The sequence below is a fragment of the Microbacterium terrisoli genome (genome assembly GCF_030866805.1).
Classification (GTDB): Bacteria; Actinomycetota; Actinomycetes; order Actinomycetales; family Microbacteriaceae; genus Microbacterium; species Microbacterium terrisoli.
In genome coordinates this window covers 1,305,925-1,331,609 of sequence record NZ_CP133019.1, presented here as the reverse complement: position 1 = coordinate 1,331,609, position 25,685 = coordinate 1,305,925, and the positions used below count along the sequence as shown (strand labels likewise).

The window sequence follows — 25,685 nt, the reverse complement described above, 5'->3', positions numbered from 1 at the left end:
GTCAGGAGCGGCGGGCGGACAGCCCGCGCACGATCGCCAGCGCCTGCCGGGGCGATGCCGTCGGCAGGTAGGCGCGAAGGATCGCCGATGCCGCCGCCGGCAGGCTCGCGGCATCCTGATACGACATGTAGACGGTCTCGAGCTCGGGGTGGAACTTCTGCTTGAACTCGAACAGAGACCGAAATCCGTAGACCGGTTCGAGCACGTCGGCCAACCATCCCAGAATGCGGCTCAGCAGCGACGAGCGCGGGGGCAGCTGCCCTTCGGCGACCGGCCGGGTCACCAGCGGCGCGCCCGACAGACTCATCACGCCGACTCCGGCCTCGCGCATGCGCAGCGCCGCAGTGGCGATCACCGCGACCATGATCTCAGGCATCGCATCGTCTGCGCGCCGCATGAAATCCAATGTCCAGCCGGTGACCGTGCCGTCCCGCCACGAGGGCAGCCAGCTGGTCACCGCCTGCAGCTCACCGTCGGCACCGACCGCCAGCAGCAGTGCGACGTCGGGATCGCGCAGTTCGGCGATGCCGCCGAGCGTGAAACCGAGCTCGGGCAGCGCCTTCTCTGACACCCAGTGCTCACTGAGCACTTCGATCTGCGTCGCCCGCGACGTGGGCAGATCCTTCCATGTCGTCCAGATCATCTGCACGCCCAGCCGGTCGGCCTTGGCCAGCGCCTGCCGAACGCGCTTGCCTCGACCGCCTGCCAGCTCGAGCGCTGCCGGGTGGATGACCGTTTCCTCTCCGACCGACACATCGCGCCAGCCGCGGGCGCGCAGCGCGTCGCGGGTGGCAGTGTGGATACCGTAGAACACGGGGGTCCAGCCCTGTCGGTCGCAGAACGCCAGAAATCCGTCGAGCACGCCGGCCATCGCCCCGGGCGGGGCGACGGGATCGCTGATCACGAGCGCCACCCCGCGCACCAGCCGGTACGCGACAGCACCACTCTCGCCGATCCAATGCCGAGCCCCTTCCCAGGTGCCCATGAAGCTCATCGTCCCGCCGCCGATCGTGCGCAGCAGCTCGCGGAACCGCGCTTGCGACACGTCACTGTGCCCGATCGATCGCAGCAGCACGATCGCCGCGACGATCACGGCGAGCCAGAACGCCACACCCGCCCACTGGTCGGCCAAGACCACCACGCCATGACCGGGCACCCTGCCGTGCGCGATGCCGCGGGTGTACCCGGCCGGCAGCAGCACCACGATCAGGCCGAGGAAGATGTCGCGAACGGCCAGCGGCACGGGACCCACCGGGACGGCAGACCCACCAATCGTGATGAACGCCACGACCCACAGCGCGATCACCGCGACGAATGCGATGCCGACGGTGAGCCAGAAGCGTCGCACCGCATCGCGCGCGGCCGTGACCTCGAACCGGCGACGGGTCAGCGCGAGCAGGATGATGACGGCAAGCGGCACTCCCACCGCCAGCACCGCACTGAGCGCGAACCGTTCGCCCACGCGCTCGATCCCCTGCAGCGACGACAGGCTGAGCACGCCGACGGCGGCGGCTGTGGCCACCAACGTCACGGCATTGACGGCCAGCGCCATCGCCCATGCCGCGCGCCGGCCGGCGCGCAGCCCCCACGCCGCCACCAGGCTCAGTGCGACCGGAACCAGCGAGAGCAGCACCCGCCCAACCCCGTGCGCGATCATATGGATGTCGCCGGGCGCATCGCACGCGCTGCGGAAGTAGGTGGCGCACGCCTCGAACGCCTCACCGCCGTTGACTTGGGCGATGCCGGAGACGACCAGCGCGAGCGGGCCGACCAGCGTTCGATCCAGCAGCACGATCACCGGGCCGACGCCGGTGACGGCCACCACGGCCGCGACCAGCGTGCGCACCTCGCCGTAGGATGCGCGCCGCCAGCCGCGGGCGCGCGGGCGCGTGCGCGCCACCGGCATCCCCCGCCCCAGGGCCGCGCCCAGCGCGAGGCCCAGAAGCGCCGCGATCACCCGATAGAAGCTGTCCTGGTCGCCTCCGTACAGGGCGAAAGTGAGCACGACGGCGAAGCCGATGACGCGGATGCGGCGGCGGAACAGCACCGGTGCGAACGCGCTGCCGGTCATGAGCACCCCGAACACGCCGATCGCCGGATCCAGCGACAGCTCGGGGCGGGCCAGCAGCAGCAACGGCGTGCCCAGCCAGATCGTCAGCAGGTGCAGCGCGATGCCGCTGAGGATCGCCATCGCGCCGACGCCGAAGTACGCCAGCACGGTGCGCGCCGTGCCGATCAGCCGCTCGATGTAGGCCATCACGGTCAGGGCGACCGCGGCGCTGAGCAGTGCGTCCAGCAGCGAGCCGGGCACCAGCAGAGCCGTGACCGACGTCCACCACAGGTGCTCTTCGCCGGTGGTGACCGGCCCCGCGGCCACCCATCGCGTGGCATGCGTCCTCGGCAACGAGAAGATGAAGCCGGTGATCAGCACCGTGACGGCGACGGAGACGGAGAACGGGTTGCTCCGCAGATAGCGCAGGCCGCTGCGCACCATCGTCCGTCTCACACGCGCGGCGACAGACCGAGCACGGGATACAACTGGGTGAAGGCCTCGGCGAGTCCCCCGCTCAGGGCGGTGCCGACATGGGTTGCCCCGGCGACCTCCATCAGGGTCGTGGTGAATCCGGCGGCCTTCAGCATCTCGGCATTGCTGCGCGCATACCCCGAGAACTTGGCATCCAGCGACCCGCCCGTGAACAGCGCCACGTGACCGGCGAACTGCCCGGCGTTCTTCTTGACGAACACCGCAGGACGCTGCGACAGCTCGAGCTTCATGCTGCCGCGGAATGCCTCGCGCAGCGAGGTGGCCGGTTCTGAGGCACCGGGATACCGGTCGCCGGAGATGCTGATCAGATTCCCCCAGATCTTCGGATATTCGGTCGCCCATTTGAGCGAGCATGCGCCGCCATCCGAGTATCCCGCAATGGTCCAGTACCGCGGGTTGTCGATGATGTTCAGATGCGTGCGCGCGTAGCGCACGATGTCGGCGTTGACGTACTCGGACACGTTGCCGAACTTCGAGTAGGGCGAGCACGCAGGCTGCTGCATGGGCGTGCCCAGCTGGTCTGCGATGACGACGATCGGTGCCAGGCCATGGTGCGCGGCGGCCTGCTCATTCAGCGCCGCCTCGATGAACCGCGGGGTCGGGCTGCCCGGCTTGCCGTTCATCATGACCATGAACGGCAGGGCCGGAGCATTCGGCACCAGGGCTGCCGGCGGCAGATAGACCGTCGCGTCACGCGGCATGAACCCGCCCGTGGAGGCAATGCGCTGTGCGCCCGAGAGCGTGCCGACGCGGCCTGCCTTCGGCATGTTCGCCGGAGCCTTCCACGTCAGGTACAAGGGCTGGGCGCCGGTACCGGTGGCGGGGTGAGCCCGCGAAATCGGCAGGGCGCCCACCGACGGCAGCGTGCTCACCCCCAGCACATCGGCGATCGTCGGGGTCAGTCCGAACCCGCCGTTGATGCCCATCGCCGCCGACAGCGGAGCGATCACGATCAGCAGACCGGCGAGCACCTTGCGCCACACCGGCGTGCGCCAGAAGCTCGCGACCCCCAGCCCGATTCCGGCGCCGGCCAGCATCATCCACCAGGTGGTCCCCTTGGGCATCGGCACCCCGAAAGCGTCGGTCGCATCGGTGATCCACACGGCGATCACACCCACGATCGCACCGCCGGCAACGGCGGGAAGGGCGGTGATCGCCCACGTGCGCGTCCGATCGCGCACCAGCAGCACGACGCCGACGAGCGCTGTCAGCAACCACAGCGCCTCGGGCAGGGCGCCGCTCATGACATCGAGGTTCAGGAACCACCGAACCATCGGCATCCACCCTTCTGCACTGCGTCGCGCGGGACTGTGACGCGACGCCCTCGTGAGCGTACGAGTGCGAGCTTGCTGCCATCCCCGAGATGGCTATGCGCGCGCTTCCGGTGATCGAGGCGTCTGCTGAATGTCCGCACAGCGCCTGCCGGCCCGACGCGCAGTTCAGGATGCCGCGGCCGCGGCGCTCTCGGGTGCGGCGACCGGCAGCGGCCAGAGCTGATCGATGAGCTGCCTCGTCCAGGCGATCAGATCGGCATCCGACACGGAGTCGCCGCCCGCGGTCGGCAGCGGCACGACGACGGCCTCGCCGCTGGCGACGAGCTTCGCCCGAGGGTGCAGCCGCTGCAGGCGCACCCGCATCGAGTCCGGCAGCCGGGCCGGGGCCAGGCGAAGGTTCGGACCCATGGCCACGACATCCGACAGCCCCGCCTGCGCCGCGCGGCGCCGCAGCCGCGCGACGGCGACGAGTCCTTCAGCCTCGGCGGGCAGCTCCCCGTACCTGTCGCGCAGTTCGTCCACGACGGTGTCGATGGCCTCCTCGGCCGCCGCCACGCCGGCAGCGCCCGACAGCTTCTGGTACGCCTCCAGACGCAACCGCTCGCTGTCGATGTAGTCCTCGGGGATGCGCGCCTGCACCGGCAGTTCGAGCCGCAGCTCGGTCGGTCCCTCGTTCTCCTCGCCGCGGAACGTCGCAACGGCCTCGCCGACCATCCGCAGGTACAGATCGAATCCCACCCCGGCGATGTGACCGGCCTGTTCGGCGCCGAGCAGGTTTCCGGCGCCGCGCAGCTCGAGGTCCTTCAACGCCACCTGCATGCCGCTGCCGAGGTCGTTGTTGACCGCGATCGTCTCCAGTCGATCGGCGGCGGTCTCGCTCAGCGGCTTCTGCTCGTCGTACAGGAAGTACGCGTACGCGCGCTCGCGCCCACGACCCACACGGCCGCGCAGCTGGTGCAGCTGCGAGAGCCCGTACTTGTCGGCGCGGTCGATGATGATCGTGTTGGCGTTGGAGATGTCCATGCCGGTCTCGATGATCGTCGTGGACACCAGCACGTCCGCGCGACGCTCCCAGAAGTCGTCGACGACCCGCTCGAGCTGGTTCTCACCCATCTGACCGTGGGCGACCACGATGCGTGCCTCGGGCACGAGCTCGGCGAGGTGCGCGGCGACCCGCTGGATCGACTGCACGCGGTTGTGCACGTAGAACACCTGGCCCTCGCGCAGCAGTTCGCGACGGATGGCGGCGGCGATCTGCTTGTCATTGCGCGCGCCCACATACGACAGGATCGGATGCCGATCCTCGGGCGGGGTCTGCAGCGTCGACATCTCGCGGATCCCGGTGACGGCCATCTCCAGCGTGCGAGGAATCGGAGTGGCGCTCATCGCGAGGATGTCGACATTCGTCTTCAGCTTCTTCAGGGCGTCCTTGTGCTCGACACCGAACCGCTGCTCCTCATCGATGATCAGCAGGCCCAGGTCTTTGAAGATCACCTTCTCGGTGAGGATGCGGTGGGTGCCGATCACCATGTCGACCGTGCCGTCGGTGAGCCCGGCCAACGTATCGCGTGCCTGCTTGTCGGTCTGGAAGCGCGACAGCGGCCGGACCTTGACCGGAAAGCCCGCGAACCGCTCGGTGAACGTGTCGAGGTGCTGCTTGACCAGCAGGGTCGTCGGCACGAGCATCGCGACCTGCTTGCCGTCCTGGATCGCTTTGAACGCAGCCCGCACGGCCACCTCGGTCTTGCCGAATCCGACATCCCCCGACAGCAGCCGGTCCATCGGGATCGGCTTCTCCATGTCGGCCTTGATCTCGTCGACCGTCTGCAGCTGATCCGGCGTCTCAGCGAACGGGAACGCCTCTTCCAGCTCGCGCTGCCACGGGGTGTCGGGCCCGAACGCATAGCCTCGGGCGGCCATCCGCGCCGAGTACAGCTTCACGAGCTCGACGGCGATGTCGCGCACCGCACGGCGCGCCTTGCCCTTGGTATGGGCCCAGTCGCTCCCGCCCATCTTCGACAGCGTCGGTGCCTCGCCGCCGACGTAGCGCGAGAGAAGATCGAGCTGGTCGGTGGGGACATACAGCTTGTCGCCGGGGTGCCCGCGCTTGCTCGGTGCGTATTCGAGCACGAGGTACTCGCGCGTGCTCTTGACCGGGTGCCGACCGCCGCTGGAGACCTCGCGCTGCGTCAATTCGACGAAGCGGCCGATGCCGTGCGTGGTGTGCACGACGAAATCGCCCGCCTTCAGCTGCAGCGGGTCCACGACGTTGCGCCGCCGAGACGCGAGCTTCTTGACCGTCCGCGTGTCCGAGCCGACCGTACGCCCGTAGAACTCCGCCTCGGTGAAGACGGCGATACCCGCCTCGGGCGACTCGAACCCGCGCTCCAGGGCGGCCACCACCACGTGCGCCACGCCCGGTTCGGGCACCTCCAGTACTTCGTCGACGCGCCGTGCGGCGATCCCCCGCTCGGCCAGCACGTCGCGGGCACGGTCGGCCAGGCCGGGGCCCGACACCGTCACGACCACGCGCAGCCCGTCCGCCAGAAGCTGCCCGATCCGCTCGGTGGCGCCGTCGATGCTCCCTTGGAACGACCCGACGGCACGACCGGGCACGCGCACCGCGTCGGTTTCGGTGTCCGCGTCGGCGCCGAGAGCGGCCGCGCTGTCGGCGGCACCCGAATCGAACACGCTCAGCGTCCACCAGACGCCTCCGCGCACGCGGGCGACCTCGCGCAGTTCGGGCAGCGCCAGAAAGTCGCCGGCCCCGAGGTCGATCGGCGCCTCGCCGCCCGCGGTGGCCACGCTCCAGGCCGCGTCCAAGAACTCGCGGTTGGTCTCAGACAGCGTGAGCGCACGCGTCACTGCCCGCTCGGGGTCCAGGAGCGCGACCGCAGTGCCTTCCGGCAGGTAATCCACGAGGCTGACCAGGTCGTCCACGAGCGCCGGCGTGAGCGATTCCATCCCCTCGGCGGGGATTCCCTCGCTCATCTTCTCCAGCATGCCGCGCAGCCCCGGCGACCGCTCGGCCAGTGCCGCCGCACGCGCGCGCACCTCGGCGGTCAGCAGCAGTTCGCGGCTGGCGAGCAGTTCGACCTCGGCCACCTCGCCGGGAAGGCTGCGCTGATCGGCGACGGAGAACGCGCGGATCTGATCCACCTCGTCACCGAAGAACTCGATGCGGTACGGGTGGTCGGCGGTGGGCGGGAACACGTCGAGGATGCCGCCGCGCAGCGCGAACTCGCCACGACGGCTGACCATGTCCACGCGCAGATAGGCGCGCTCGACCAGCTGAGCGGCCACCGCGCCCAGATCGTGTCCGCGGCCGCCGGTTGCCAGGACGATCGGCCCTGCGTCGGCCAGACCCGCCGCCAACGGCTGCAGCGCTCCGCGCACGGACGCGGTGATCACCAGCGGAGGGCGCTGCCCGGGGTCGCTCTGGCTCCACTCGCGTGCACGCCGCAGCACCTCCAACCGACGCCCGACCGTCTCGGCACTGGGGCTGAGCCGCTCGTGGGGCAGCGTCTCCCACGCCGGAAAATGCAGAACCTGCGCACTGGGCAGCAGCGCGTCCAACGCCGGCCCGACGGCATCGGCCCGCCTGCCCGTGGGCGTGATCACCAGCAGGGCGGCGGCGTGGCCGGCAGCGCGGCGGCGTTCGATCAACGCCGCCAGCACGGGGGCGTCCATGCCTTCGACGAGGGAGAGATCGGTGTCGACGGATGCCGCGGCCAGCACGTCCCGCACGGTTTCGGCCTGCGCGAGGGCGCGCGCGATCCCGGGAACTGTCACTCGAAGAGTCTACCGGCGCTCGCTCATGCTCGCGGCGCGTGATGCTTCTGCTGCGCGGCCAGCAGGCCTTCGTCGATGAGCTGTTCGACCGCGTCGGCGGCATCGGACAGCAGCATCGGCAGGGCCTTGCGGTCGGCGGCGCTGAACGGATCCAGCACCCAGTCCGCCGCATCCTGGCGCCCCGGCGGGCGGCCGATGCCCACCCGCACACGGGAGAATTCAGGTGTGCCCAGCGCTTTGGCCACGTCGCGCACGCCGTTGTGGCCGCCGTGACCGCCGCCCATCTTCAGCTTGATCGTGTCGAACGGGATGTCGAGCTCGTCGTGGACGATCACCACATGCGCCGGGTCGATGCCGTAGAACTTCGCGAGGTTCGCGGTGGGTCCGCCCGACACGTTCATGAACGAGTTGAGCTTGGCCAGCACGACCTTGTCACCGCCGGGACGCACCCAAGTCTCGGCAACGCGCGCATTCGCCTTGTGCGCCTTGAAGCGCTCATGACGGCGATCGGCGAGTTCGTCGACCACCAGCTGGCCGATGTTGTGCCGTGTCAGCTCATACTGGGGGCCGGGATTGCCCAACCCCACCACCAACCACGTCGTGGTCATGCCCATCTCTCCCCGCATGCGTCGAGGGGGCGCGCTGTGCGCACCCCCTCGACGATGGAACGATCGCGGATCACTCCGCAGCGGCCTCCTCGGCCGGTGCCGCCTCGGCAGCCTCAGCGGCCTCCTCGGCTGCTTCTTCGTCTGCGCCGGAGGCCGGCACCGAGACGGCCACGATCAGCAGCTCGGGGTCGTCGGTGAGGGTCGCACCCTTGGGCAGCGCGATGTCGCCCGCGGTGATGTGCTCGCCCTCTTCGCGGCCCTCGACGCTGACCTCGATGCGCTCGGGGATGTGCGTCGCTTCGACCTCGAGGCGCAGCGTGGCGGTGTCGAGGTTGACCATGGTGCCGGGAGCGGACTCACCCACGACCAGAACCGGAACCTCGACCTGCAGCTTCTCGCCCTTCTTGACCAGAAGCAGGTCGATGTGCTCGATGATCTGGCGCACCGGGTCGCGCTGGATGTCTTTCACGAGCGTCAGCTGGTGCGTGCCGTCGAGGTCGAGCTCGAGCAGCGCGTTGGCGCGACGCACCAGCAGAGACACCTGGTGTCCCGGGAGGGCGACGTGCACCGGGTCGGTGCCGTGACCGTAGATGACGGCAGGGATCTGGCCGGCCGCGCGAAGGCGCCGCGCGAAGCCCTTGCCGAAGTTCTCGCGCCGCTCGGCGCGGACCTTGGTGTCGTCGGACATGTTCTTCTCCTTGACGAACCCGGCGGGCGGGTCCTGATGTATCGGGGTTTTGTTCAACTCGAACGCATGCGCGTGAGGAAAGCCGTCAGGGCCCGCATCACTGCGTCGATCACGGATGCCGAGCATCCCTCGCCGAAGTTGCGTCCCGAGTCTACCAGGGCGCCCGCTACGATGAAGACGACGCCTGCGCATCGACCCCCGGGAGGACCTCACATGGACGCACAGCTCGCTTCAGACCTCGTTCTGGGCTTCGTCGGCCTGGTCGTCTGCCTCGGAGTGATCGGCGCGGTGCTCTCATTCTGGTTCCTGGGCCGGCAGGCCTACCGCAAGCACTGATCCGGTCCGCGTCTGCAACACACGGGCCCGCGCTGCGAGGCACGCTCTAATCTGGAGGGACCCGGGTCCACCGACCCGATCCCGTCTCCCCCGATTCCCCGCCGTCCCCAATGCCTTGCCAAGGAGCGCCCGTGACCGTGCCCGCATCCCAGCCCACCGCGAACATCGGCGTCGTCGGATTGGCGGTGATGGGCTCGAACCTCGCCCGCAACCTCGCCAGCCGCGAGGGCAACACGGTGGCCGTGTACAACCGCAGCCGCTCGAAGACCGATGAACTGGTGGCCGCACACCCCGAGGCCGGATTCATCCCGGCGTTCTCATATGCCGAGTTCGCCGCATCGCTGTCCAAGCCGCGCACCGCCATCATCCTGGTGAAGGCCGGTGCCCCCACCGATGCCGTGATCGACGACCTCGTGGCGGTCTTCGAACCGGGCGACATCATCGTCGACGGCGGAAATGCGCTGTTCACCGACACCATCCGCCGCGAGAAGGCCGTGCGCTCCACCGGCATCAACTTCGTCGGCATGGGAGTGTCCGGCGGCGAAGAGGGAGCGCTCCTGGGCCCGTCTCTCATGCCCGGCGGATCAGACGAGTCGTGGGTGACCCTCGGCCCGATCCTGCGCTCCATCGCCGCGGTCGCCGAGGACGAGCCGTGCGTCACGCACGTCGGCCACGACGGCGCCGGACACTTCGTCAAGATGGTGCACAACGGCATCGAATACGCCGACATGCAGCTGATCGCCGAGGCGTACGACCTGATCCGCCGCGGCACCGGCAAGAGCCCGGCCGAGATCGCTGACGTGTTCGCGCAGTGGAACGAGGGCGAGCTGAACTCGTATCTCATCGAGATCACCGCCGAAGTGCTGCGCCAGCAGGATGCCGCGACCCAGGCCCCGCTGGTCGATGTGATCCTCGATCAGGCCGGCGCCAAGGGCACCGGCGGGTGGACGGTGCAAACGGCGATCGACCTGGGCGTGCCGGTCTCGGGCATCGCCGAGGCCGTGTTCGCCCGCTCGCTGTCGAGCCACCCCGAGCAGCGCGCCGTCGCGGCGGGTCTGCCCGGACCGACCGCGCCGCCGCAGGCCGATGACGCCGAGGCCTTCATCGAGGACGTACGTCTGGCGCTGTTCGCCTCGAAGATCGTCGCCTACTCTCAGGGGTTCGATGAGATCCGCGCCGGCGCCGCCCAGTTCGACTGGACCATCGACCTGGGCGCCGTGGCCAAGATCTGGCGAGGCGGCTGCATCATCCGCGCGCAGTTCCTCAACCGGATCTCGGACGCGTATGCGCAGACTCCGGATTTGACGGTGCTGCTGACGGCGCCGTACTTCGTGGACGCACTCGAACGCGCACAGGACGCGTGGCGGCGGATCGTGCAGACCGCGGCAGGCTCCGGCATCCCGGCACCGGCCTTCTCGTCCTCTTTGGCCTACTACGACGGACTGCGCGCCGACCGGCTGCCGGCCGCCCTGATCCAGGGGCAGCGCGACTTCTTCGGAGCCCACACGTACCGCCGCACGGATCGTGAAGGCACGTTCCACACCCTGTGGTCGGGCGACCGCAGCGAAGTCGACGCGCAGGACACGCACTGACGGCGACCCGCCTGTCTGCGACGATGCGCGTGCGCCGCACGGCCGCGTGCACCTGAGTCGGGCCCACAGGCGCCTCCGCTGTCGGGATTCACAGGATCGCCATAGCCTTTGCCATAGATGATTCACAGTCCGCTGAGGAGAATCGAGGCATGACCATGACTGCACCCGGCACCACACTGCACCGCGCCGACGGCGCTGCCCCTCGCATCCTCGTCGTCGACGACGAGCAGATGCTCACCGATCTGCTGTCGATGGCGCTGCGGATGGAAGGATGGGACGTCCACTCGGCCGCCTCCGGCTTCGAGGCGCTGCAGGCCGCGCGGGATTTCGCCCCCGACGCCATGGTGCTCGACATCATGATGCCCGATCTGGACGGCATGAGCGTGCTGCAGCGGCTGCGTCACAGCGGCAACAACGTGCCGGTGCTGTTCCTGACAGCGAAGGACTCGGTCAGCGACCGGGTCGCGGGTCTGACCGCCGGTGGCGACGACTATGTCACCAAGCCGTTCAGCCTCGAAGAGGTCGTCGCGCGCCTGCGCGGACTCATGCGCCGCGCAGGCACCGCACAAGCGGCCGAGTCCGAGCCCATCCTGCGCGTGGGCGACCTGTCGCTGAACGAAGACAGTCACGAGGTCGAGCGCGCCGGGCGCGAGATCGAGTTGACGGCGACCGAGTTCGAGCTGCTGCGCTATCTGATGCGCAATCAGCGCCGCGTGGTCTCGAAGGCGCAGATCCTCGACCGCGTGTGGAACTACGACTTCGGCGGGCGCTCGAGCGTCGTCGAGCTGTACATCTCGTACCTGCGCAAGAAGATCGACCAGGGTGCCGAGGCGCTCATCCACACGGTGCGCGGCGTCGGATACATGATCAAAGCCCCGCAGTGACCGCACCGGACCACCCCGGCCGCTCCCGGCGGCGCCTGACGTTGCAGACCCGTCTGATGGCCACGGTGATCGGCATCGTCGCGCTGATCCTGGCCGCGGTGGCTCTGGGCACCAGTGCGATCATCGGCGGCATCCTGCAGCAGAACCTCGACACGAAGGTGCGCGAGACCACGACACTGGTCCTGCAGAGCGCATCCATCGATCCCCCCTCACTGATCCAGTCGGGCAACCAGGCCTACGACATCCTGCAGGGACTGGGCCCGCGACGCCTGCCCGGCTATCTGCTGATCGTGAGTGCGCGCGGCAGTGCCGCCGACGGCGCGTACGTGACCGACGACGGCGACGTGCAGCAGATGTCGGCGCACCAGGTCGAGCAAGTGGTGCTGAGTCTGGCGCACACCAACAGCTCGACGGTCGCCATCGACTCGCTCGGGGCCTACCGCATGCGGCTGGGCAGCCTCGGCTCCACGGTGCAGGTCGCAGGCGGGCTGCCGCTGAGCGAGGTCAATGAGACGATCGCGCAGATCCTGACCACCGTGCTGCTGGTGACCCTGGGCGGCCTTCTCCTCTTGGCCGGCGCCATCGCCGTCGTGATCCGCCGCGGACTGCAGCCCCTGCGCGCCGTGGCAGAGACGGCGACCCGTGTGGCCAGCCTGCCGATGTCGGAGGGCGACGTCTCGATCTCGGCACGGGTGCCGGGCGATCAGGTCGATGACCACACCGAGATCGGCCGCGTCGGCACGGCACTGAACACACTTTTGGACCACGTCGGCTCGTCGCTGCAGGCGCGCCAGGCGAACGAGGAGCGCATGCGCAGCTTCGTGGCCGACGCCAGCCACGAGCTGCGCACCCCGCTGGCGTCCATCCGCGGATATTCGGAGCTGTCTCTGCGTGACCGCACCCTCAGCGACACCAGCGCCCAGGCGCTGGAGCGCATCCACGCCCAGTCCCTGCGCATGACCGCGCTCGTCGAGGACCTGCTGCTGCTGGCGCGCCTGGACGAGGGTCAGGAACTCGTATTCGGCACGGTCGATCTGTCGCAGCTCGCCGTCGAGGCCACCGGCGACGCGCAGGCGGCAGGGCGCGACCACAGCTGGCTGGTCGATGTGGACGAAGAACCCGTCATCGTCGCCGGCGACACCGCGCGTCTGCACCAGGTGCTGGCCAACCTCCTCGCCAATGCGCGCACGCACACACCGGCGGGCACCGAAGTGACCACGAGCGTGACCCGCCACGACGGCGACGCGGTGATCCGCGTGCACGACGACGGCCCGGGGATCGACCCCTCGGTGTCGGCCGAGCTGTTCGAGCGGTTCGCGCGCGCCGACCGCTCCCGTGCGCGAAACACCGGCGGGACGGGTCTGGGCCTGTCGATCGCGCGCGCTATCGTGCGAGCGCACCACGGCACCATCAGCGTGCGCTCCCGGCCCGGCGACACCACGTTCGAGGTGCGGCTGCCCGCCCGGCCGCACGACCCGGACACGTGAACAGGATCGGCCCGGAGACGAGGCGGCTCAGTACCCGCTGAACGCGTCGGTGGTGATCGAGCGGGCCTTCTCCAGCGCCGGCGCGAGGTCGGCGATCAGCCCCGCCGGGCCCGACACGTACGCATGCCGCCGCGCGATGTCGGGAACCGTGCGCGCCAGGCCTGCGGCATCCAATCGCACACCCTTGGCCCACTCCCAATGCGGTGCGAGATCCTTCGGCTCGTCGCGCGTGAAGACGACCACCCGCACGCCCGACGCTTCGAGGTCCTCACGGAAAGCGAGCTCGGCGGCCTCGCCGGCCACGTACACCACGACGATGTCACGACTGCGGCCTGTGAGCATGAGCTGGCGCAGCTGTGACACGAACGGCGTGACCCCGATGCCGGCGGCCACCATCAGCAGCGGGCTGTCCGACTGTCGCGGCAGCACGAAGTCGCCCCACACGCCGGTCACCGCCAGCGCCGTGCCCGGCTGCACCGCCGCAAGCGCCTTCTTGTAGGTGGACTGCGATCCGCGGCGGAACGCGATGCGGACGGTGGGAAGGTCCGCCGGAGCCGAGGCGATGCTGAACTCGCGCCGCGTGCCCCGTGCATCGGGCCGACGGTGCGGCACGTCAAGCTCGAGGAACTGTCCGGCGGTGAACGAGAAGCCCCGACCGGCGTGAAAGCTCAGCTCTTCGATCGACGGGGTCAGATCGGCATGCCGGTCATAGACCAGTCGCACCGCGGAGCGCACGGCGAATGCGAACGCGACGGCGTTGCCGATCAGCAGCGCCCGCTCCTGACCCAGCGAGACGGGGAAGGTGCCGATCAGTGGCGCCCAGCCCACCAGCACACCCACGACGGCCGCCACGATCAGCTGCTGCCAGCGCCGCGGCGGCAGGGTCAGCGGCTCAGACAGCATGAACGCGCCCAGGAACAGCAGGGGCGAGGACCACAGCTGCTGGCCGAGGATGGTCCACGTGTCCACTGGGGAGCCCAGCTGCCGGTATTCGGCGGCGACGGTGGCCACACTGACCACCAGCGCCACCACCCAGAACAGCGCGATCACCCGCAGCTTCTCGGTGCGCCACAGCACGATCACGCCCAGCAGCAGCACCACGGGGCCAAACGCCGGCGAGCCGATCCACCACGACGACGAGCCCAGGGCGTACGCGGCCGTCGATGCCGACAGGAGTGTCAGCACCGTCGCCCCCACCGCCGCCGGGTTGAAGATGTGCCGCCCGCGCCAGGCCAAGACGTATTTCGATGCGGATGCCACGGCCCCTGCGATCGCGATCCCCACGAGCCCGAGCACCTCGTCCGAGGGGCGCAGCACGAACAGCAGGATCGCCGCGGTGATCAGCGAGGATTCGAGCCGCCAGGGCAGCTTCAGAAGTCGCTGCGCCGCGGCATCCACCCCCGCGCACACCACGACCAATACGGCGGCGGTCGCGACCAGCTCGAGCGGAGTGGGGCCGGCGATGCCGGCCAGCGAGAGCAGCAGCGCGATGACGGCCAGCAGCGCCAGCGCCAGCAGCGTCAGCCGGTACATCGAGACCTTGCCCAGCAGCTGGAAGCCGCGGTTCCAGCTCGCGCGCAGCGATGGATTCACGCCGTCACCGCCGACCCGGGATCAGGCGGCGCCGTTGAACATGCTCGTCACCGAGCCGTCGACGAACACCTCGTGGATCGCGCGGGCCAGCAGCGGGGCGATCGGCAAGACCGTCAGGCCGGGGAACAGCTTGTCTTCGGGCAGCGGGATCGTGTCGGTGACGACGACTTCGTCGATCGCCTCGTCCTGCATCCGCTGCACCGCCGGGTCGCTGAACACGGCGTGGGTCGCGGCGACGATGACGCGCTCGGCCCCGTTGGCCTTCAGCGCCTGGGCAGCCTTGAGGATCGTGCCGCCGGTGTCGATCATGTCGTCCACCAGCAGGCAGACCCGACCGCGCACGCGACCGACGATCTCGTTGACGGTGATCTGGTTGGCCACGTTCGGGTCACGGCGCTTGTGGATGATGGCCAGCGGCGCATCCAGGCTGTCGGACCACTGGTCGGCCACGCGCACCCGGCCGGTGTCGGGCGAGACCACCGTGAGCTTCGCACGGTCTTCGCCGCTCAGGGTCCGCTGGAAGTACTCCAGCAGCACCGACTTGGCGAACAGGTGGTCGACCGGGCCGTCGAAGAAGCCCTGGATCTGCGCGGCGTGCAGATCGACGCTCATCACACGGTCGGCCCCGGCGGTCTTCATCAGGTCGGCGACCAGACGCGCGCTGATCGGCTCACGCCCACGGCCCTTCTTGTCCTGCCGTGAGTACGGGTAGTACGGGGCGACCACGGTGATGCGCTTGGCCGAGGCGCGCTTGGCCGCATCGAGCATGATCAGCAGCTCCATGAGCCACTCGTTCACCGGCGGGCCGAACGACTGGATGAGGAACACGTCACAGCCGCGCACCGAGACCTCGAAGCGGGTGAGGATCTCGCCCGACGCGAACGTGCGGTACTCGGTGGGCACGAGCTCGGTGCCCAGTGCCTGGGCGACTTCGGCTGCCAGGGCCCGATGCGAGCTGCCGGAGGCGACCACGAGACGCTTCTTGGTCTTGGCGACCAGGCTGGGAGCTATCCCACGGTCGCGATCCAGATCAACCTTCTTGTCTTTGTGGCCCATCGCCGGCTTTCTGTGTGGATCGGGCCCGGCTCGCGACATCCGCCGCCTTCGTGCCCGATCTGTTCTTCTGGACCCACCCCTCGACATTGCGCTGGGGGGCCACGCTCAATGCCAGGGCTCCGGCGGGCACATCCTTGCGGATGACGGCTCCCGCCCCGGTCTTCGCGCCATCTCCGATCCTAACGGGCGCCACGAAGACGTTGTGCGAGCCGGTGTGCACCTGGTCGCCGATCTCGGTGCGGTGCTTGGTCAGATCGTCGTAGTTGGCCGTGATGGCCCCCGCGCCGAGGTTGACCCCGGTGCCGATCGTGGTGTCGCCGATGTACGAGAGGTGCGGCACCTTGCTGCCCTCGCCGATCGTGCTGTTCTTGGTCTCCACGAACGTGCCGATCTTGCCGTGGTCGGCCAGGTAGGTGCCCGGCCGAAGATACGAGAACGGCCCGACCATGGCATCCGCCCCGATCACCGCCAGCGTCGCATCGGTGCGACGCACCGTGGCCCGCTCCCCCACTTCGCAGTCCACGAGACTCGTGTCGGGACCGACCACGGCACCGGTGGCGATGGTGGTCGCGCGCAGGATGTGCGTGTTCGGCAGCACCGTGACGTCGGCGGCGAGCGTGGCGGTCACGTCGATCCAGGTCGTGGCGGGGTCCAGGATCGTGGCCCCCTCCAGCTGCCAGCGCCGCACGGTGCGCGCGTTCAGCAGTCGCCCGACATCCGACAGCTGCGCCCGGTCGTTCACACCGTAGGTGAGGGTGACGTCTGAGACGACGGATGCCGCGACCAGGCCGCCGGTGCGACGCACGAGTCCCGCGACATCGGTCAGGTACTTCTCGGCCTGCGCGTTGTCCGTGCCGATGGTGGGCAGGTGCGTGCGCAGCGCCTCGGAGCGGAACACGTAGACGCCCGCGTTGATCTCGCTGACCGCCGCCTCCTCGGCCGTGGCGTCCTTCTGTTCGACGATGCGGTCCACGCCCCCGTCTGCGTCGCGGATCACGCGGCCGTACCCGTTCGGATCTGCCACGACCGCTGTCATGAGGGTGACCGCGGCACCGGAGGCGCGGTGCCCGGCGACGAAGGAGCTGAGGGTCGCGGCATCCAGCAACGGCACGTCGCCGGAGAGCACGAGCACGTCGCCGGTGAAATCGGGCAGCCGCTCGATGGCCACCTCGACCGCGCGACCGGTGCCGGGAATCTCGTCCTGGTCGACGACCACGGCCGTCGGGGCGTCGTCGGCGACCGCCTGCGCGACCAGGTCACGCTCGTGGCGCACCACCACGAGCGTGTGCGCGGGGAGCAGCTCTGCCGCCGAGGTCAGCACATGCCCGACCAGCGCCCGCCCGCCGATGCGGTGCAGCACTTTCGGCAATGTCGACTTCATGCGGGTGCCCTGACCTGCAGCCAGGATCACGACGGCGAGACGCTCATCGATGTTGTCAGCCATGCTCCGCCGCCAGGATTCGAACCTAGACCTCACAGCTCCAAAGGCTGTCGTGCTGCCATTACACCACGGCGGACCGCCGCATCCGCGGCCGCTCCAAGTCTGCCAGATCCTGAACCCTGCTCCCGCGTGCGCAACAATGAGGGCATGGCGCACGAGACCGACGAAGTGGACAGGATCGTCGCGGCGTGGGTCTCGCAGCGACCGGACCTGGACTTCTCACCGTTGGAGGTGCTCTCGCGGGTCGACCGGCTCTCCAAGCACCTGGACCGCGCACGGCGCGAAGCGTTCTTGCGCAGCGAGCTCGAACCGTGGGAGTGGGACGTGCTGTCGGCCTTACGCCGCGCGGGCGAACCGTTCCGGCTCACTCCCAAGCAGCTGCTGCTGCAGACCCTGGTCTCCAGCGGCACCATGACCAATCGCATCGACCGGCTGGTGGGGCGCCGGCTGGTGCGGCGCGAGGCCGATCCCGACGACGGTCGCAGCATTCTGGTGGTGATGACCCCCGACGGCAAAGTGCGGGTGGATGCCGCCATCACCCGGCTGGTCGATGCAGAGGCCGCGCTTCTCTCACGGCTCTCGCACAGCGACAGGGAGCGCTTGGCGAGCCTGCTGCGCAAGCTCAGTCTGGGATTCGACGTCGCCTGAGCCTGAGCCTGAGCCTGAGCGGGTCGGATGGGTTGGGGTGGGTTCGGCCGGGCACGCCCGGACTCAGTCGATGACCGGCGGGTGCGGCGCGATGCGACTCGAGGGCAGCCAGCCCACTTCGTCGCCCCGATCGAAGAAGTGCCGGAACGCATAGACCAGCGGATGCCACGCACGCGGATCGATCTCTCCGCTGCCGGGCTGCACGATCGACTCGTCGGCGTGCACACGCACGACTTCTGCCTCGACCATGAAATACGACCCGTCAAGCCCGGGCGTCATCCTGCGCACGGCCGCCTCGAATTGCAGCAGGCACTCTGCCACCCTCGGGGCTTCGACCAGCTCAGAGGCCTGCGGTGTCAGCCGGGCCGCGGTGAATTTGTCTGGCTCGAACGTGTAGCGGTCGGCTTTCGCCGCGGGCACCGGCGACCGGCCGGTCAGCCGCGACAGGCGCACGAGCGCGGGCCACAGCGGCGCCGACGGGTAGTTCACCGTGATCCCCGGACGCTCGGCGAGGTTCAGCGCGGTCTGTCCGTCCGCCTCGATGCCCAGGCAGAGCATGTCCCCCAACGCCCAGGACGAGGATGCCGCAGCCAGGTTCGCCGTGCCGTCGGGATTCGTCGATCCGACCAGGAATGCCGGCGTCCCCACGTACAGCACGTGCGGATGGGCGACGACGTGGGACGGGATTTCGGCGACCATGCTGCGAACGTATCAGCGGTCACGCACCCCCTCGCCGCGTGTGACGGAGCATGATGGGCATATGGGCGACGAGGATCGGATGCCGCACTCCGCACAGCACCTCAGTGGCAGCGATGCTGCCGCCGATGCGCGCGGCGGTGGCGCCCTCGCCGATGAGGCCCTCGGCGGCGACGCCGCGTGCTGGCTGCCGAGCCTGTGCGCCGACTGCGGCGCCATGATCGAGGGTCCGCCGGGCACCGCCTGCTGGCGCTGCGGCGGCACCCGCCGCGAGGGCGACTGACCCCCCGCATCCCGCTCCTCCCCCCATCTCTCGGTGAGGTGACAGAAGTGGCCGGAATGCTCGCGGGAATTCCGGCCATTTCTGTCAACTCACCGGCGGCGGGAGGGAAGGAGCGGGAGCGGGAGGGCGGGCGTGTGAGGGACGAGGGGAGGACGAGGCGCGCGGGAACGGGAGGCGTCGGCGCTTACGGTGAGGGAATGGACGGCATCCGGTACGAATTCGAGACGTCCCTGTTCCGCTGGGCGGCCAGGCGCGAGCTGTGGGTCTTCGCCCGCCTGCCCGACGAGATCGCGGACGAGATCCGCGACATGCCGCTGCGGCGCGGAGGCTTCGACTCGGTGAAGATCATCGCCACGCTGGGATCGTCGCGCTGGTCGACCTCGATCTTCCCCGAGCCTGACGGCGGCTATGTCCTGGCGGTGAAGAAGGTCATTCGCGTGCGCGAGGGCGTCGACCTGGGCGACCGCGTGCGCATGTCGATCGAAGCTGTCGTGTGACGGCGCCGGCACACGCGTCCACCCAGCCCTCCTGAGAGCCCCGCACAGCACGGTGGCCTAGCCTGAGAAGGCTATGGCACATCTTCTCGGGGCGGAGTCCCTGCACCTGGAGTACCCGACCCGGATCGTGTTCGACTCGGTCAGCCTCGGCGTGGACGAAGGCGACCGCATCGGCGTGGTCGGCCGCAACGGCGACGGAAAATCGAGCCTGATCGGCATGCTCACCGGTCGGGCGACGCCCGACGGCGGTCGGGTCACTGTGCGCGGGGGCGTGCGGATCGGCGTGCTCGCCCAGCAGGACGCGCTGGAGGACGACGAGACGATCGGCCACGCGATCGTCGGCGACATCCCCGAGCACGAATGGGCCGGTGACCCGCGCGTGCGCGATGTGATCGCGGGACTGGTCGCGGATCTGGACTGGCACGGTCGGATCAGCACCCTCTCGGGCGGCCAGCGCCGTCGCGTCGCCCTGGCGGCGCTCTTGTGCGGCGACTGGGACGTGATGGCCCTGGACGAGCCCACCAACCACCTCGACGTCGAGGCGATCGCGTGGCTCGCTGAGCACCTGAAGACGCGGTGGAGCACTCACAGCGGCGCGCTGATGGTCGTCACGCACGACCGATGGTTCCTCGACGAGGTGTGCAACATGACGTGGGAGGTCCACGACCGCATCGTCGAGCCGTTCGAAGGCGGCTATGCGGCCTACATCCTGCAGCGCGTCGAGCGCGACAGGCAGGCGGCGTCCGTCGAGGCACGACGTCAGAACCTGGCCCGTCGCGAACTGGCATGGCTGCGCCGAGGCGCTCCCGCCCGCACGTCCAAGCCGAAATTCCGCATCGATGCGGCCAACGCCCTCATCGCCGACGTGCCGCCGCTGCGTGACACCGTCGGGCTGCAGGCGCTGGCCACCTCTCGCCTGGGCAAGGACGTCGTCGACCTGCTCGCGGCATCCGTCTCATATCCCGACCCCGACACCGGCGCGAGGCGCGAAGTGCTGCAGGGAGTCGAATGGCGCATCGCGCCCGGGGAGCGCACCGGCATCCTCGGCGTCAACGGCGCCGGCAAGTCGACGCTGCTGGGACTGGTGGACGGCACCGTCGAGCCCACGGCAGGGCGGGTCAAGCGCGGCAAGACGGTGCAGGTGGCCGCGCTCTCGCAGCGGATGGACGAGCTGGCCGAGCACCTCGACAAGCCGGTTCGCGTCGTGCTCGAAAGGCTGCGCACGACCTACACATTCGGCGCCGGCTCCAAGGCGACCGAGCTGAGCCCCGGACAGCTGCTGGAGCGCATGGGGTTCTCCAGCGCACAGCTGTCGACACCGGTCAAGGACCTCTCGGGCGGCCAGCAGCGCCGGCTGCAGCTGCTGCTCGTCCTGCTCAGCCAGCCCAACGTCCTCATCCTTGATGAGCCCACGAACGACCTCGACACCGACATGCTCGCCGCGATGGAAGAGCTGCTGGACTCCTGGCCGGGAACGCTGCTGGTCGTCAGCCACGACAGGTACTTCCTGGAGCGGGTCACCGACCAGCAGTACGCGATCCTCGATGGCCGGTTCCGACACCTGCCCGGCGGCGTCGACGAGTACCTGCGTCTGCGCGCAGACCAGCGCCGACATCCGGCGGCGCAGGCGAAGCAGGATGCCGCAGCAGCGGCATCCTCCCCCGTTCTGGCAGGTGCAGACCGTCGTGCCGCCGAGAAGGAGATCGCGGCGCTGGAGCGGCGCATGCACAGGCTGAACGACGAGGTCGACCGCGGCAAGCGGGCACTGGTCGATCACGATCAGTCCGACTACGCGGGGCTTGCCGAGAGCATGAAGGCGATAACGGCGAAACAGGACGAGATCGCGGAACTTGAGCTGCAGTGGTTCGAGGTGACCGAGCAACTGGGGTGAGGCATCCGAACGGCGAGCTTATGAACCTCCGATGAATTCTCGATCTTCTCTGCAGACAAGGCCATGATGTGGCTGAGGGGAACCTGATAGAAATCGAAGAAGGTTCATGATGCAATTCGCAGTGTCGATGTTCCCGCCACTGGCGCTGGGGTTCTTCGGCCTCGGTACGGGCTATCTCATCTATGGTCCACAGGAGCTGTTCGGGTGGCCGTCCCGCGACGAACGGGTCGACCGCGCCACCGGCGTCTGGGGGATCTGGCTACCCGGATTCTGTCAGTTCGTGACCGGAGTCATCCTGTTCATCGGGCTGAGTTGGTTCCAGGTGTTCAAGGGCGCACCGCTGTACATGGCCGCGCTCGCGTTCTCGGCATACGGCATCCACTGGTTCGCACTGGGCTGGAACCGCTACCGCGGCAACGACGCACGTCCCAACGCCGGCATGTGCGTCGCGTTCTTCATCATCTCAGTCACCGGCTTCATCGTGTTCTTCGCTGCCGGCGACTGGGCTGTCGGCCTGCTGTTCGTGGGGCTGGCACTGATCTATCTGTCGGACTTCTTCGCCGCGATCGGCGTGAAGCTCGGCGAGCGCGCGCTCGGATTCTGGCACATCATCACGGGGCTGTGGCTGATGTACCTGATGGTGGCCGTCGCGCTCGATTTCTCACTGGGCTGGTCGCTGGTCAACTGACCCGCGTGCTCACCCGCAGCCGCCGTCTCACATTCCCCTCGGGACGGCGGCTGCGGTATGAGCACGGTCGAGGCTACTTCAGTCCGTTGTCGGCCAGGAACTTCTTTGCGATCGCGGACGGAGACTGCTGACCGGCCGTGTTCTCGACGTTCATCTCGACCAGCGCGTCCGGAGTGAGCTTGGCCTGGACTGCGTTGATGACGTCTGCCACCTTGCCCTCGATGTCCTTGCTGACCAGCGGCACGATGTTGGATGCCAGGATCATGCCCTTCGTGTCTTGCAGCACGACGAGGTTGTCGGTCTTGATGCGCGGGTCCGACGTGTAGACGTCGGCCACGTTGATCGTGCCGGCCACCAGGCTCTCCACCGTGGTGTCACCCGTCGCCTTGAAGCCGATGTCGATGCCGTAGACCGACTTCAGGCCCTTCGGGCCATACGGGCGGTCGGCGAGTTCGGGGTTGCCGCCCAGGGTGAGCGGTTCCTTCACGTTCGCCAGGTCGGCGATCGTGGCCAGATGGTACTTGTCGGCGAAGGCCTTGGTGACCGTGTACGAATCCTGGTCGGTGGCGGTGGCCATGTCGAGCACTGCCAGGTTGTCGGGCAGCGCCTTCTTCAGCGCGGCGTAGACGTCGTCGGGAGCCGTCTCGGTCGCGTCCTTGTTCAGGAACTGCAGCAGGTTTCCGGTGTACTCCGGGAACAGCTGGATCTGACCGCTCTCGATGGTGGGCATGTAGGCGTCGCGCTGCCCGATGTTGAACTTGCGCTGCACGGTCATGCCGTCGCCTTCCAGCGCCTGTGCGTAGATCTCGGCGATGATCTCGTTGGATGCATACGCCTGGGAGCCGACGACGATCGTCGCGCCCGAACTGCCCGGGGCGTCGGTCGTGGGACCGGTCAGCGGGTTGCTCGAGGCGCAGCCGGCGAGGGCGAGGGCCGCCCCGGCGAGGGCGGCGACGGCCGCGAGGGTCTTCTTCGCGTGCATGATGACTTCTCTTTCTTTGGGGGGTTATGGGGTCGCAGAAGATCAGGTCAGCGCCTGGCGGACGAGCTCGTCGTCCGCTGCGGTCCGGCTGCTGCGCGCTCGCTTCGCGGGACGAACGCCGTGCGGGACGCTCCACCGCTGCAGCAGCGCGAAGACGCCATCCAGCGCGAAGGCGAGGGCGGCGACGAGAATCGCGCCGCCGAGCACCATGTCCAGCCGCTGCAACGGAAATCCGGCGATGATGTACTGACCGAGCCCGCCGATCGGCACGTAAGCCGCGATCGTCACGGTGGCCACGACCTGCAGCATCGCCGAGCGGATGCCTGCGACCAGCAACGGCAGCCCGAGCGGGACTTCGATGCGCCACAGCACCTGCCACTGCGTCATGCCCACGGCGCGTCCGGCGCCGACCACGGAGCGGTCGATCGCCTCGAAACCGGCATAGGCACCGGCCAGGATCGACGGTATGGCCAGGATCACGAACGTGATGATCGCGGCCGCCGGTGTCAGCAGCACGCCCATCACGAGAACCAGCAGGATGAACAGCCCGAACGAGGGCACCGCACGTGTGGAGCCCGAGATCGCGACGGCGATGTCGCGCCCCTTGCCGGTGTGACCGATGAACCACCCGATCGGCACGGCGATCAGCATCGCGACGGCCACCGAGACGACCGAATACAGGATGTGCACGGCCAGAGCGACCGGAATCGGGTCGGTGCCGGCGAGGTCGCCGCCGAAGATCCATCTGATGGCGTCGATGAGGAAGCTCACGCGATCGCCTCCTGCGCGATGGCAGAGCCGGCGGCAGGACGAGAATGTCTCGCCCACGGCATCAGCAGACGCCCCGCGATCACCAGCAGCAGGTCGATGATCAGCGCGATGACCATCACGGCGACGATCCCCGCGAGCACTTCGAGCACGATCCGCCGCTGCAGCCCGTTCGTGAACAGGTAGCCGAGGTTGGTGACGCCGATGAGGATGCCCACCGTGGCCAGGGCGATGGTGCTGGCAGCCATCACGCGCAGCCCGGCGAGCACCACCGGTCCGGCCAGCGGGAATTCGACTGCCCAGAAGCGTCGCCACCCGCCGTAGCCCACGGAGATCGCGGCGAGGCGCACGTCCCCGTCGACGGAGTCGAGCCCGTCGGTCACCGCGCGCACCATCAACGCGACGCCGTAGACGGTCAGGGCGACGATGAGGTTGACATCGCTCAGGTAGCTCGTGCCCAGCAGGAGCGGGAGGAGCACCAGCAGCGCAAGCGATGGGATCGTGTAGAGCAGTCCGGTGATCACCAGGAGCGGACCGCGCAGCAAGCGGTAGCGCCACGCGACCCACCCGAGCGGGATGGACAGCGCGAACGCGAGCACGATCGGGATGAGGCTCTGTCGCAGATGCACGAGCGACAGCTGCAGGATCAGTCCGACGTTCTCGGAGAGCCAGATCACCCGGTGCCCTCCTCGGCCGGCGCAGGCTCGGACAGCGCTGCGGCGTCCACGATCGAGCCTTGCGTGCGGCCCACCGTGTCTACCACCACCAGGCCCCGCGGTGTGCGTTTGACGTGCAGTGCACGCGCGCCGCGCTCGGCGCCGATGAAGGTCGAGACGAAATCGTCCGCCGGCGCTTCGATGATCTCGCTGGGCGAGCCGCTCTGCGCGATCTGCGCCCCCTTCTGCAGGATCACGACCTGATCCCCCAGGAGGAAAGCCTCGTCGATGTCGTGCGTGACGAACACGACGGTCTTGTCGAGTTCTCGCTGCAGTCGGATGAGCTCCTGCTGAAGCTCCGCGCGCACGATCGGGTCGACCGCGCCGAAGGGCTCGTCCATCAGCAGGATGTTGGGGTCGGCGGCAAGACCCCGTGCCACCCCCACACGCTGCTGCTGGCCGCCGGAGAGCTGGCTCGGGTAGCGCGTGGCCATCTCGCGGTCAAGCCCGACCGTGTCCATCAGCTCGCGGGCACGGGCACGGGCGGCCTTCTTCTTGACGCCCTGCAGCACCGGAACGGTCGCGATGTTGTCTTCGACCGTCAGATGCGGCAGCAGCCCCGAATTCTGCATGACGTAGCCGATGCCGCGCCGCAGCGGTACGGGCGGTCGCGTCGCGATGTCGTCGCCGTCGATCTCGATCACGCCCGCGGTCGGATCGACCATGCGGTTGATCATGCGCAGCAGCGTGGTCTTGCCCGAGCCGCTGGAACCGACCAGGACTGTGATCTTGCGAGCCGGGATGACCAGATCGAAATCGCGGACGGCGGCCGTCCCGTCGGCATACAGCTTCGAGACGCCGCGGAACTCGATCAGGGTGCGACCTCTACTTCCTTCCAGAACGCGACGTAGCCCGAGAAGTCCTTGCCCACCTTCTCGATCCCGCTCGCATACGGCACCGGGTACGCCCAGGCGCGATCGGCGAGCACGCTGTCACCGTCCTTGACCGAGTAGTACTGGCACTGGCCCTTCCACGGGCACGTGTAAGGCGTGTCGCTGCTCACGAGCAGCGAGAAGTCCACCGCCTGCGGCGGGAAATACCAGTTGCCTTCGATCCTGATGAGGTCCGCCTCGTTCGCCTCCGCGATCGTGACATCTCCGAGTCGTGCTCTCATGGTTACCTCCATGTCGCCGATCCAACCGCGCATTTTCGAGACTAACCCAGCCTTCCGACACCGAGACAGTTCGTGTCAGACACCCAGCTGGTACCAGAAGCGCAGA

23 protein-coding genes and 1 tRNA gene are annotated in these 25,685 nt (G+C 68.7%); 9 read left to right on the top strand and 15 right to left on the bottom strand.

Annotation, left to right across the window (positions count from 1 at the left end; all coding sequences use genetic code 11):
- Position 1: 1 nt before the first annotated feature.
- The 5 genes from QU603_RS05545 to QU603_RS05525 all read right to left on the bottom strand — a co-directional run bounded on the left by QU603_RS05545 (position 2) and on the right by QU603_RS05525 (position 8,907).
- The gene (locus QU603_RS05545; protein ID WP_308493496.1) at positions 2-2,494 is read right to left on the bottom strand and encodes a bifunctional lysylphosphatidylglycerol flippase/synthetase MprF; all 2,493 of its coding nucleotides are present in this window, start codon (positions 2,492-2,494) and stop codon (positions 2-4) included.
- 8 nt (positions 2,495-2,502) lie between these two features.
- Positions 2,503-3,819, bottom strand: a complete 1,317-nt coding sequence (locus QU603_RS05540) for an alpha/beta hydrolase (RefSeq protein ID WP_308493495.1) — start codon at positions 3,817-3,819, stop codon at positions 2,503-2,505.
- A gap of 165 nt (positions 3,820-3,984) precedes the next feature.
- On the bottom strand, positions 3,985-7,611 hold the full coding sequence (gene mfd, locus QU603_RS05535) for a transcription-repair coupling factor (RefSeq protein WP_308493494.1): 3,627 nt from the start codon (positions 7,609-7,611) through the stop codon (positions 3,985-3,987).
- Positions 7,612-7,634: 23 nt separating this feature from the next.
- Positions 7,635-8,219, bottom strand: a complete 585-nt coding sequence (pth, locus tag QU603_RS05530) for an aminoacyl-tRNA hydrolase (RefSeq protein WP_308493493.1) — start codon at positions 8,217-8,219, stop codon at positions 7,635-7,637.
- Between the two features lie 70 nt (positions 8,220-8,289).
- Positions 8,290-8,907: a 50S ribosomal protein L25/general stress protein Ctc gene (locus QU603_RS05525; RefSeq protein WP_308493492.1), complete on the bottom strand. Its 618-nt coding sequence runs from the start codon at positions 8,905-8,907 to the stop codon at positions 8,290-8,292.
- Positions 8,908-9,120: 213 nt separating this feature from the next.
- Here QU603_RS05525 and QU603_RS05520 point away from each other — a divergent pair, with 213 nt between their 5' ends.
- The 4 genes from QU603_RS05520 (at position 9,121) to QU603_RS05505 (ending at position 13,206) form a co-directional block, all read left to right on the top strand.
- Positions 9,121-9,243 carry a hypothetical protein gene (locus QU603_RS05520; RefSeq protein ID WP_308493491.1) on the top strand — a complete coding sequence of 41 codons (123 nt, stop codon included), beginning with the start codon at positions 9,121-9,123 and terminating at the stop codon, positions 9,241-9,243.
- Between the two features lie 110 nt (positions 9,244-9,353).
- Positions 9,354-10,835: an NADP-dependent phosphogluconate dehydrogenase gene (gene gnd, locus QU603_RS05515; RefSeq protein ID WP_370655333.1), complete on the top strand. Its 1,482-nt coding sequence runs from the start codon at positions 9,354-9,356 to the stop codon at positions 10,833-10,835.
- 155 nt (positions 10,836-10,990) lie between these two features.
- Positions 10,991-11,719: a response regulator transcription factor gene (locus QU603_RS05510; protein ID WP_308493952.1), complete on the top strand. Its 729-nt coding sequence runs from the start codon at positions 10,991-10,993 to the stop codon at positions 11,717-11,719.
- Between the two features lie 56 nt (positions 11,720-11,775).
- Positions 11,776-13,206, top strand: a complete 1,431-nt coding sequence (locus tag QU603_RS05505) for a sensor histidine kinase (protein WP_308493489.1) — start codon at positions 11,776-11,778, stop codon at positions 13,204-13,206.
- Positions 13,207-13,233: 27 nt separating this feature from the next.
- Here QU603_RS05505 and QU603_RS05500 read toward each other — a convergent pair whose 3' ends face one another.
- The 4 genes from QU603_RS05500 to QU603_RS05485 all read right to left on the bottom strand — a co-directional run bounded on the left by QU603_RS05500 (position 13,234) and on the right by QU603_RS05485 (position 17,372).
- Positions 13,234-14,799, bottom strand: coding sequence for an FAD-dependent oxidoreductase (locus tag QU603_RS05500; RefSeq protein WP_370655332.1), 1,566 nt, complete (start codon positions 14,797-14,799; stop codon positions 13,234-13,236).
- 21 nt (positions 14,800-14,820) lie between these two features.
- The gene (locus tag QU603_RS05495) at positions 14,821-15,855 is read right to left on the bottom strand and encodes a ribose-phosphate diphosphokinase (protein ID WP_308493488.1); all 1,035 of its coding nucleotides are present in this window, start codon (positions 15,853-15,855) and stop codon (positions 14,821-14,823) included.
- Entirely contained in the window at positions 15,830-17,299 is a 1,470-nt protein-coding gene (glmU, locus tag QU603_RS05490) for a bifunctional UDP-N-acetylglucosamine diphosphorylase/glucosamine-1-phosphate N-acetyltransferase GlmU (protein ID WP_308493487.1), read from the bottom strand. The genes QU603_RS05495 and glmU overlap by 26 nt, the downstream gene beginning before the upstream one ends.
- Position 17,300: 1 nt before the next feature.
- A tRNA-Gln gene (locus QU603_RS05485) sits at positions 17,301-17,372 on the bottom strand.
- A 71-nt stretch (positions 17,373-17,443) separates the two neighbouring features.
- Between QU603_RS05485 and QU603_RS05480 the strand changes: the two genes are divergently transcribed.
- Positions 17,444-17,944: a MarR family winged helix-turn-helix transcriptional regulator gene (locus QU603_RS05480; RefSeq protein ID WP_308493486.1), complete on the top strand. Its 501-nt coding sequence runs from the start codon at positions 17,444-17,446 to the stop codon at positions 17,942-17,944.
- 63 nt (positions 17,945-18,007) lie between these two features.
- Here the strand turns inward: QU603_RS05480 and QU603_RS05475 are convergent, their stop codons facing one another.
- Positions 18,008-18,643, bottom strand: coding sequence for a flavin reductase family protein (locus tag QU603_RS05475; RefSeq protein ID WP_308493485.1), 636 nt, complete (start codon positions 18,641-18,643; stop codon positions 18,008-18,010).
- 61 nt (positions 18,644-18,704) lie between these two features.
- Between QU603_RS05475 and QU603_RS05470 the strand changes: the two genes are divergently transcribed.
- The 4 genes from QU603_RS05470 to QU603_RS05455 all read left to right on the top strand — a co-directional run bounded on the left by QU603_RS05470 (position 18,705) and on the right by QU603_RS05455 (position 21,999).
- Positions 18,705-18,923, top strand: a complete 219-nt coding sequence (locus QU603_RS05470; protein WP_308493484.1) for a hypothetical protein — start codon at positions 18,705-18,707, stop codon at positions 18,921-18,923.
- Between the two features lie 197 nt (positions 18,924-19,120).
- Positions 19,121-19,420, top strand: coding sequence for a DUF1905 domain-containing protein (locus QU603_RS05465; protein ID WP_308493483.1), 300 nt, complete (start codon positions 19,121-19,123; stop codon positions 19,418-19,420).
- Between the two features lie 73 nt (positions 19,421-19,493).
- Positions 19,494-21,311 carry an ABC-F family ATP-binding cassette domain-containing protein gene (locus QU603_RS05460; protein ID WP_308493482.1) on the top strand — a complete coding sequence of 606 codons (1,818 nt, stop codon included), beginning with the start codon at positions 19,494-19,496 and terminating at the stop codon, positions 21,309-21,311.
- A gap of 106 nt (positions 21,312-21,417) precedes the next feature.
- Positions 21,418-21,999, top strand: coding sequence for a hypothetical protein (locus tag QU603_RS05455; RefSeq protein ID WP_308493481.1), 582 nt, complete (start codon positions 21,418-21,420; stop codon positions 21,997-21,999).
- Between the two features lie 73 nt (positions 22,000-22,072).
- Here the strand turns inward: QU603_RS05455 and QU603_RS05450 are convergent, their stop codons facing one another.
- The 5 genes from QU603_RS05450 to QU603_RS05430 are packed head-to-tail and all read right to left on the bottom strand — an operon-like array spanning position 22,073 to position 25,579.
- The gene (locus QU603_RS05450; protein WP_308493480.1) at positions 22,073-22,981 is read right to left on the bottom strand and encodes an ABC transporter substrate-binding protein; all 909 of its coding nucleotides are present in this window, start codon (positions 22,979-22,981) and stop codon (positions 22,073-22,075) included.
- A 42-nt stretch (positions 22,982-23,023) separates the two neighbouring features.
- Positions 23,024-23,752: an ABC transporter permease gene (locus QU603_RS05445; RefSeq protein ID WP_308493479.1), complete on the bottom strand. Its 729-nt coding sequence runs from the start codon at positions 23,750-23,752 to the stop codon at positions 23,024-23,026.
- Positions 23,749-24,426 carry an ABC transporter permease gene (locus QU603_RS05440; RefSeq protein WP_308493478.1) on the bottom strand — a complete coding sequence of 226 codons (678 nt, stop codon included), beginning with the start codon at positions 24,424-24,426 and terminating at the stop codon, positions 23,749-23,751. Before QU603_RS05440 ends, QU603_RS05445 begins: the two co-directional genes overlap by 4 nt.
- The gene (locus tag QU603_RS05435; protein ID WP_308493950.1) at positions 24,423-25,280 is read right to left on the bottom strand and encodes an ABC transporter ATP-binding protein; all 858 of its coding nucleotides are present in this window, start codon (positions 25,278-25,280) and stop codon (positions 24,423-24,425) included. Before QU603_RS05435 ends, QU603_RS05440 begins: the two co-directional genes overlap by 4 nt.
- A complete protein-coding gene (locus tag QU603_RS05430; protein WP_308493477.1) occupies positions 25,277-25,579 on the bottom strand; it encodes a DUF427 domain-containing protein in 303 nt (100 codons plus the stop codon). The genes QU603_RS05435 and QU603_RS05430 overlap by 4 nt, the downstream gene beginning before the upstream one ends.
- Between the last annotated feature and the right edge of the window lie 106 nt (positions 25,580-25,685).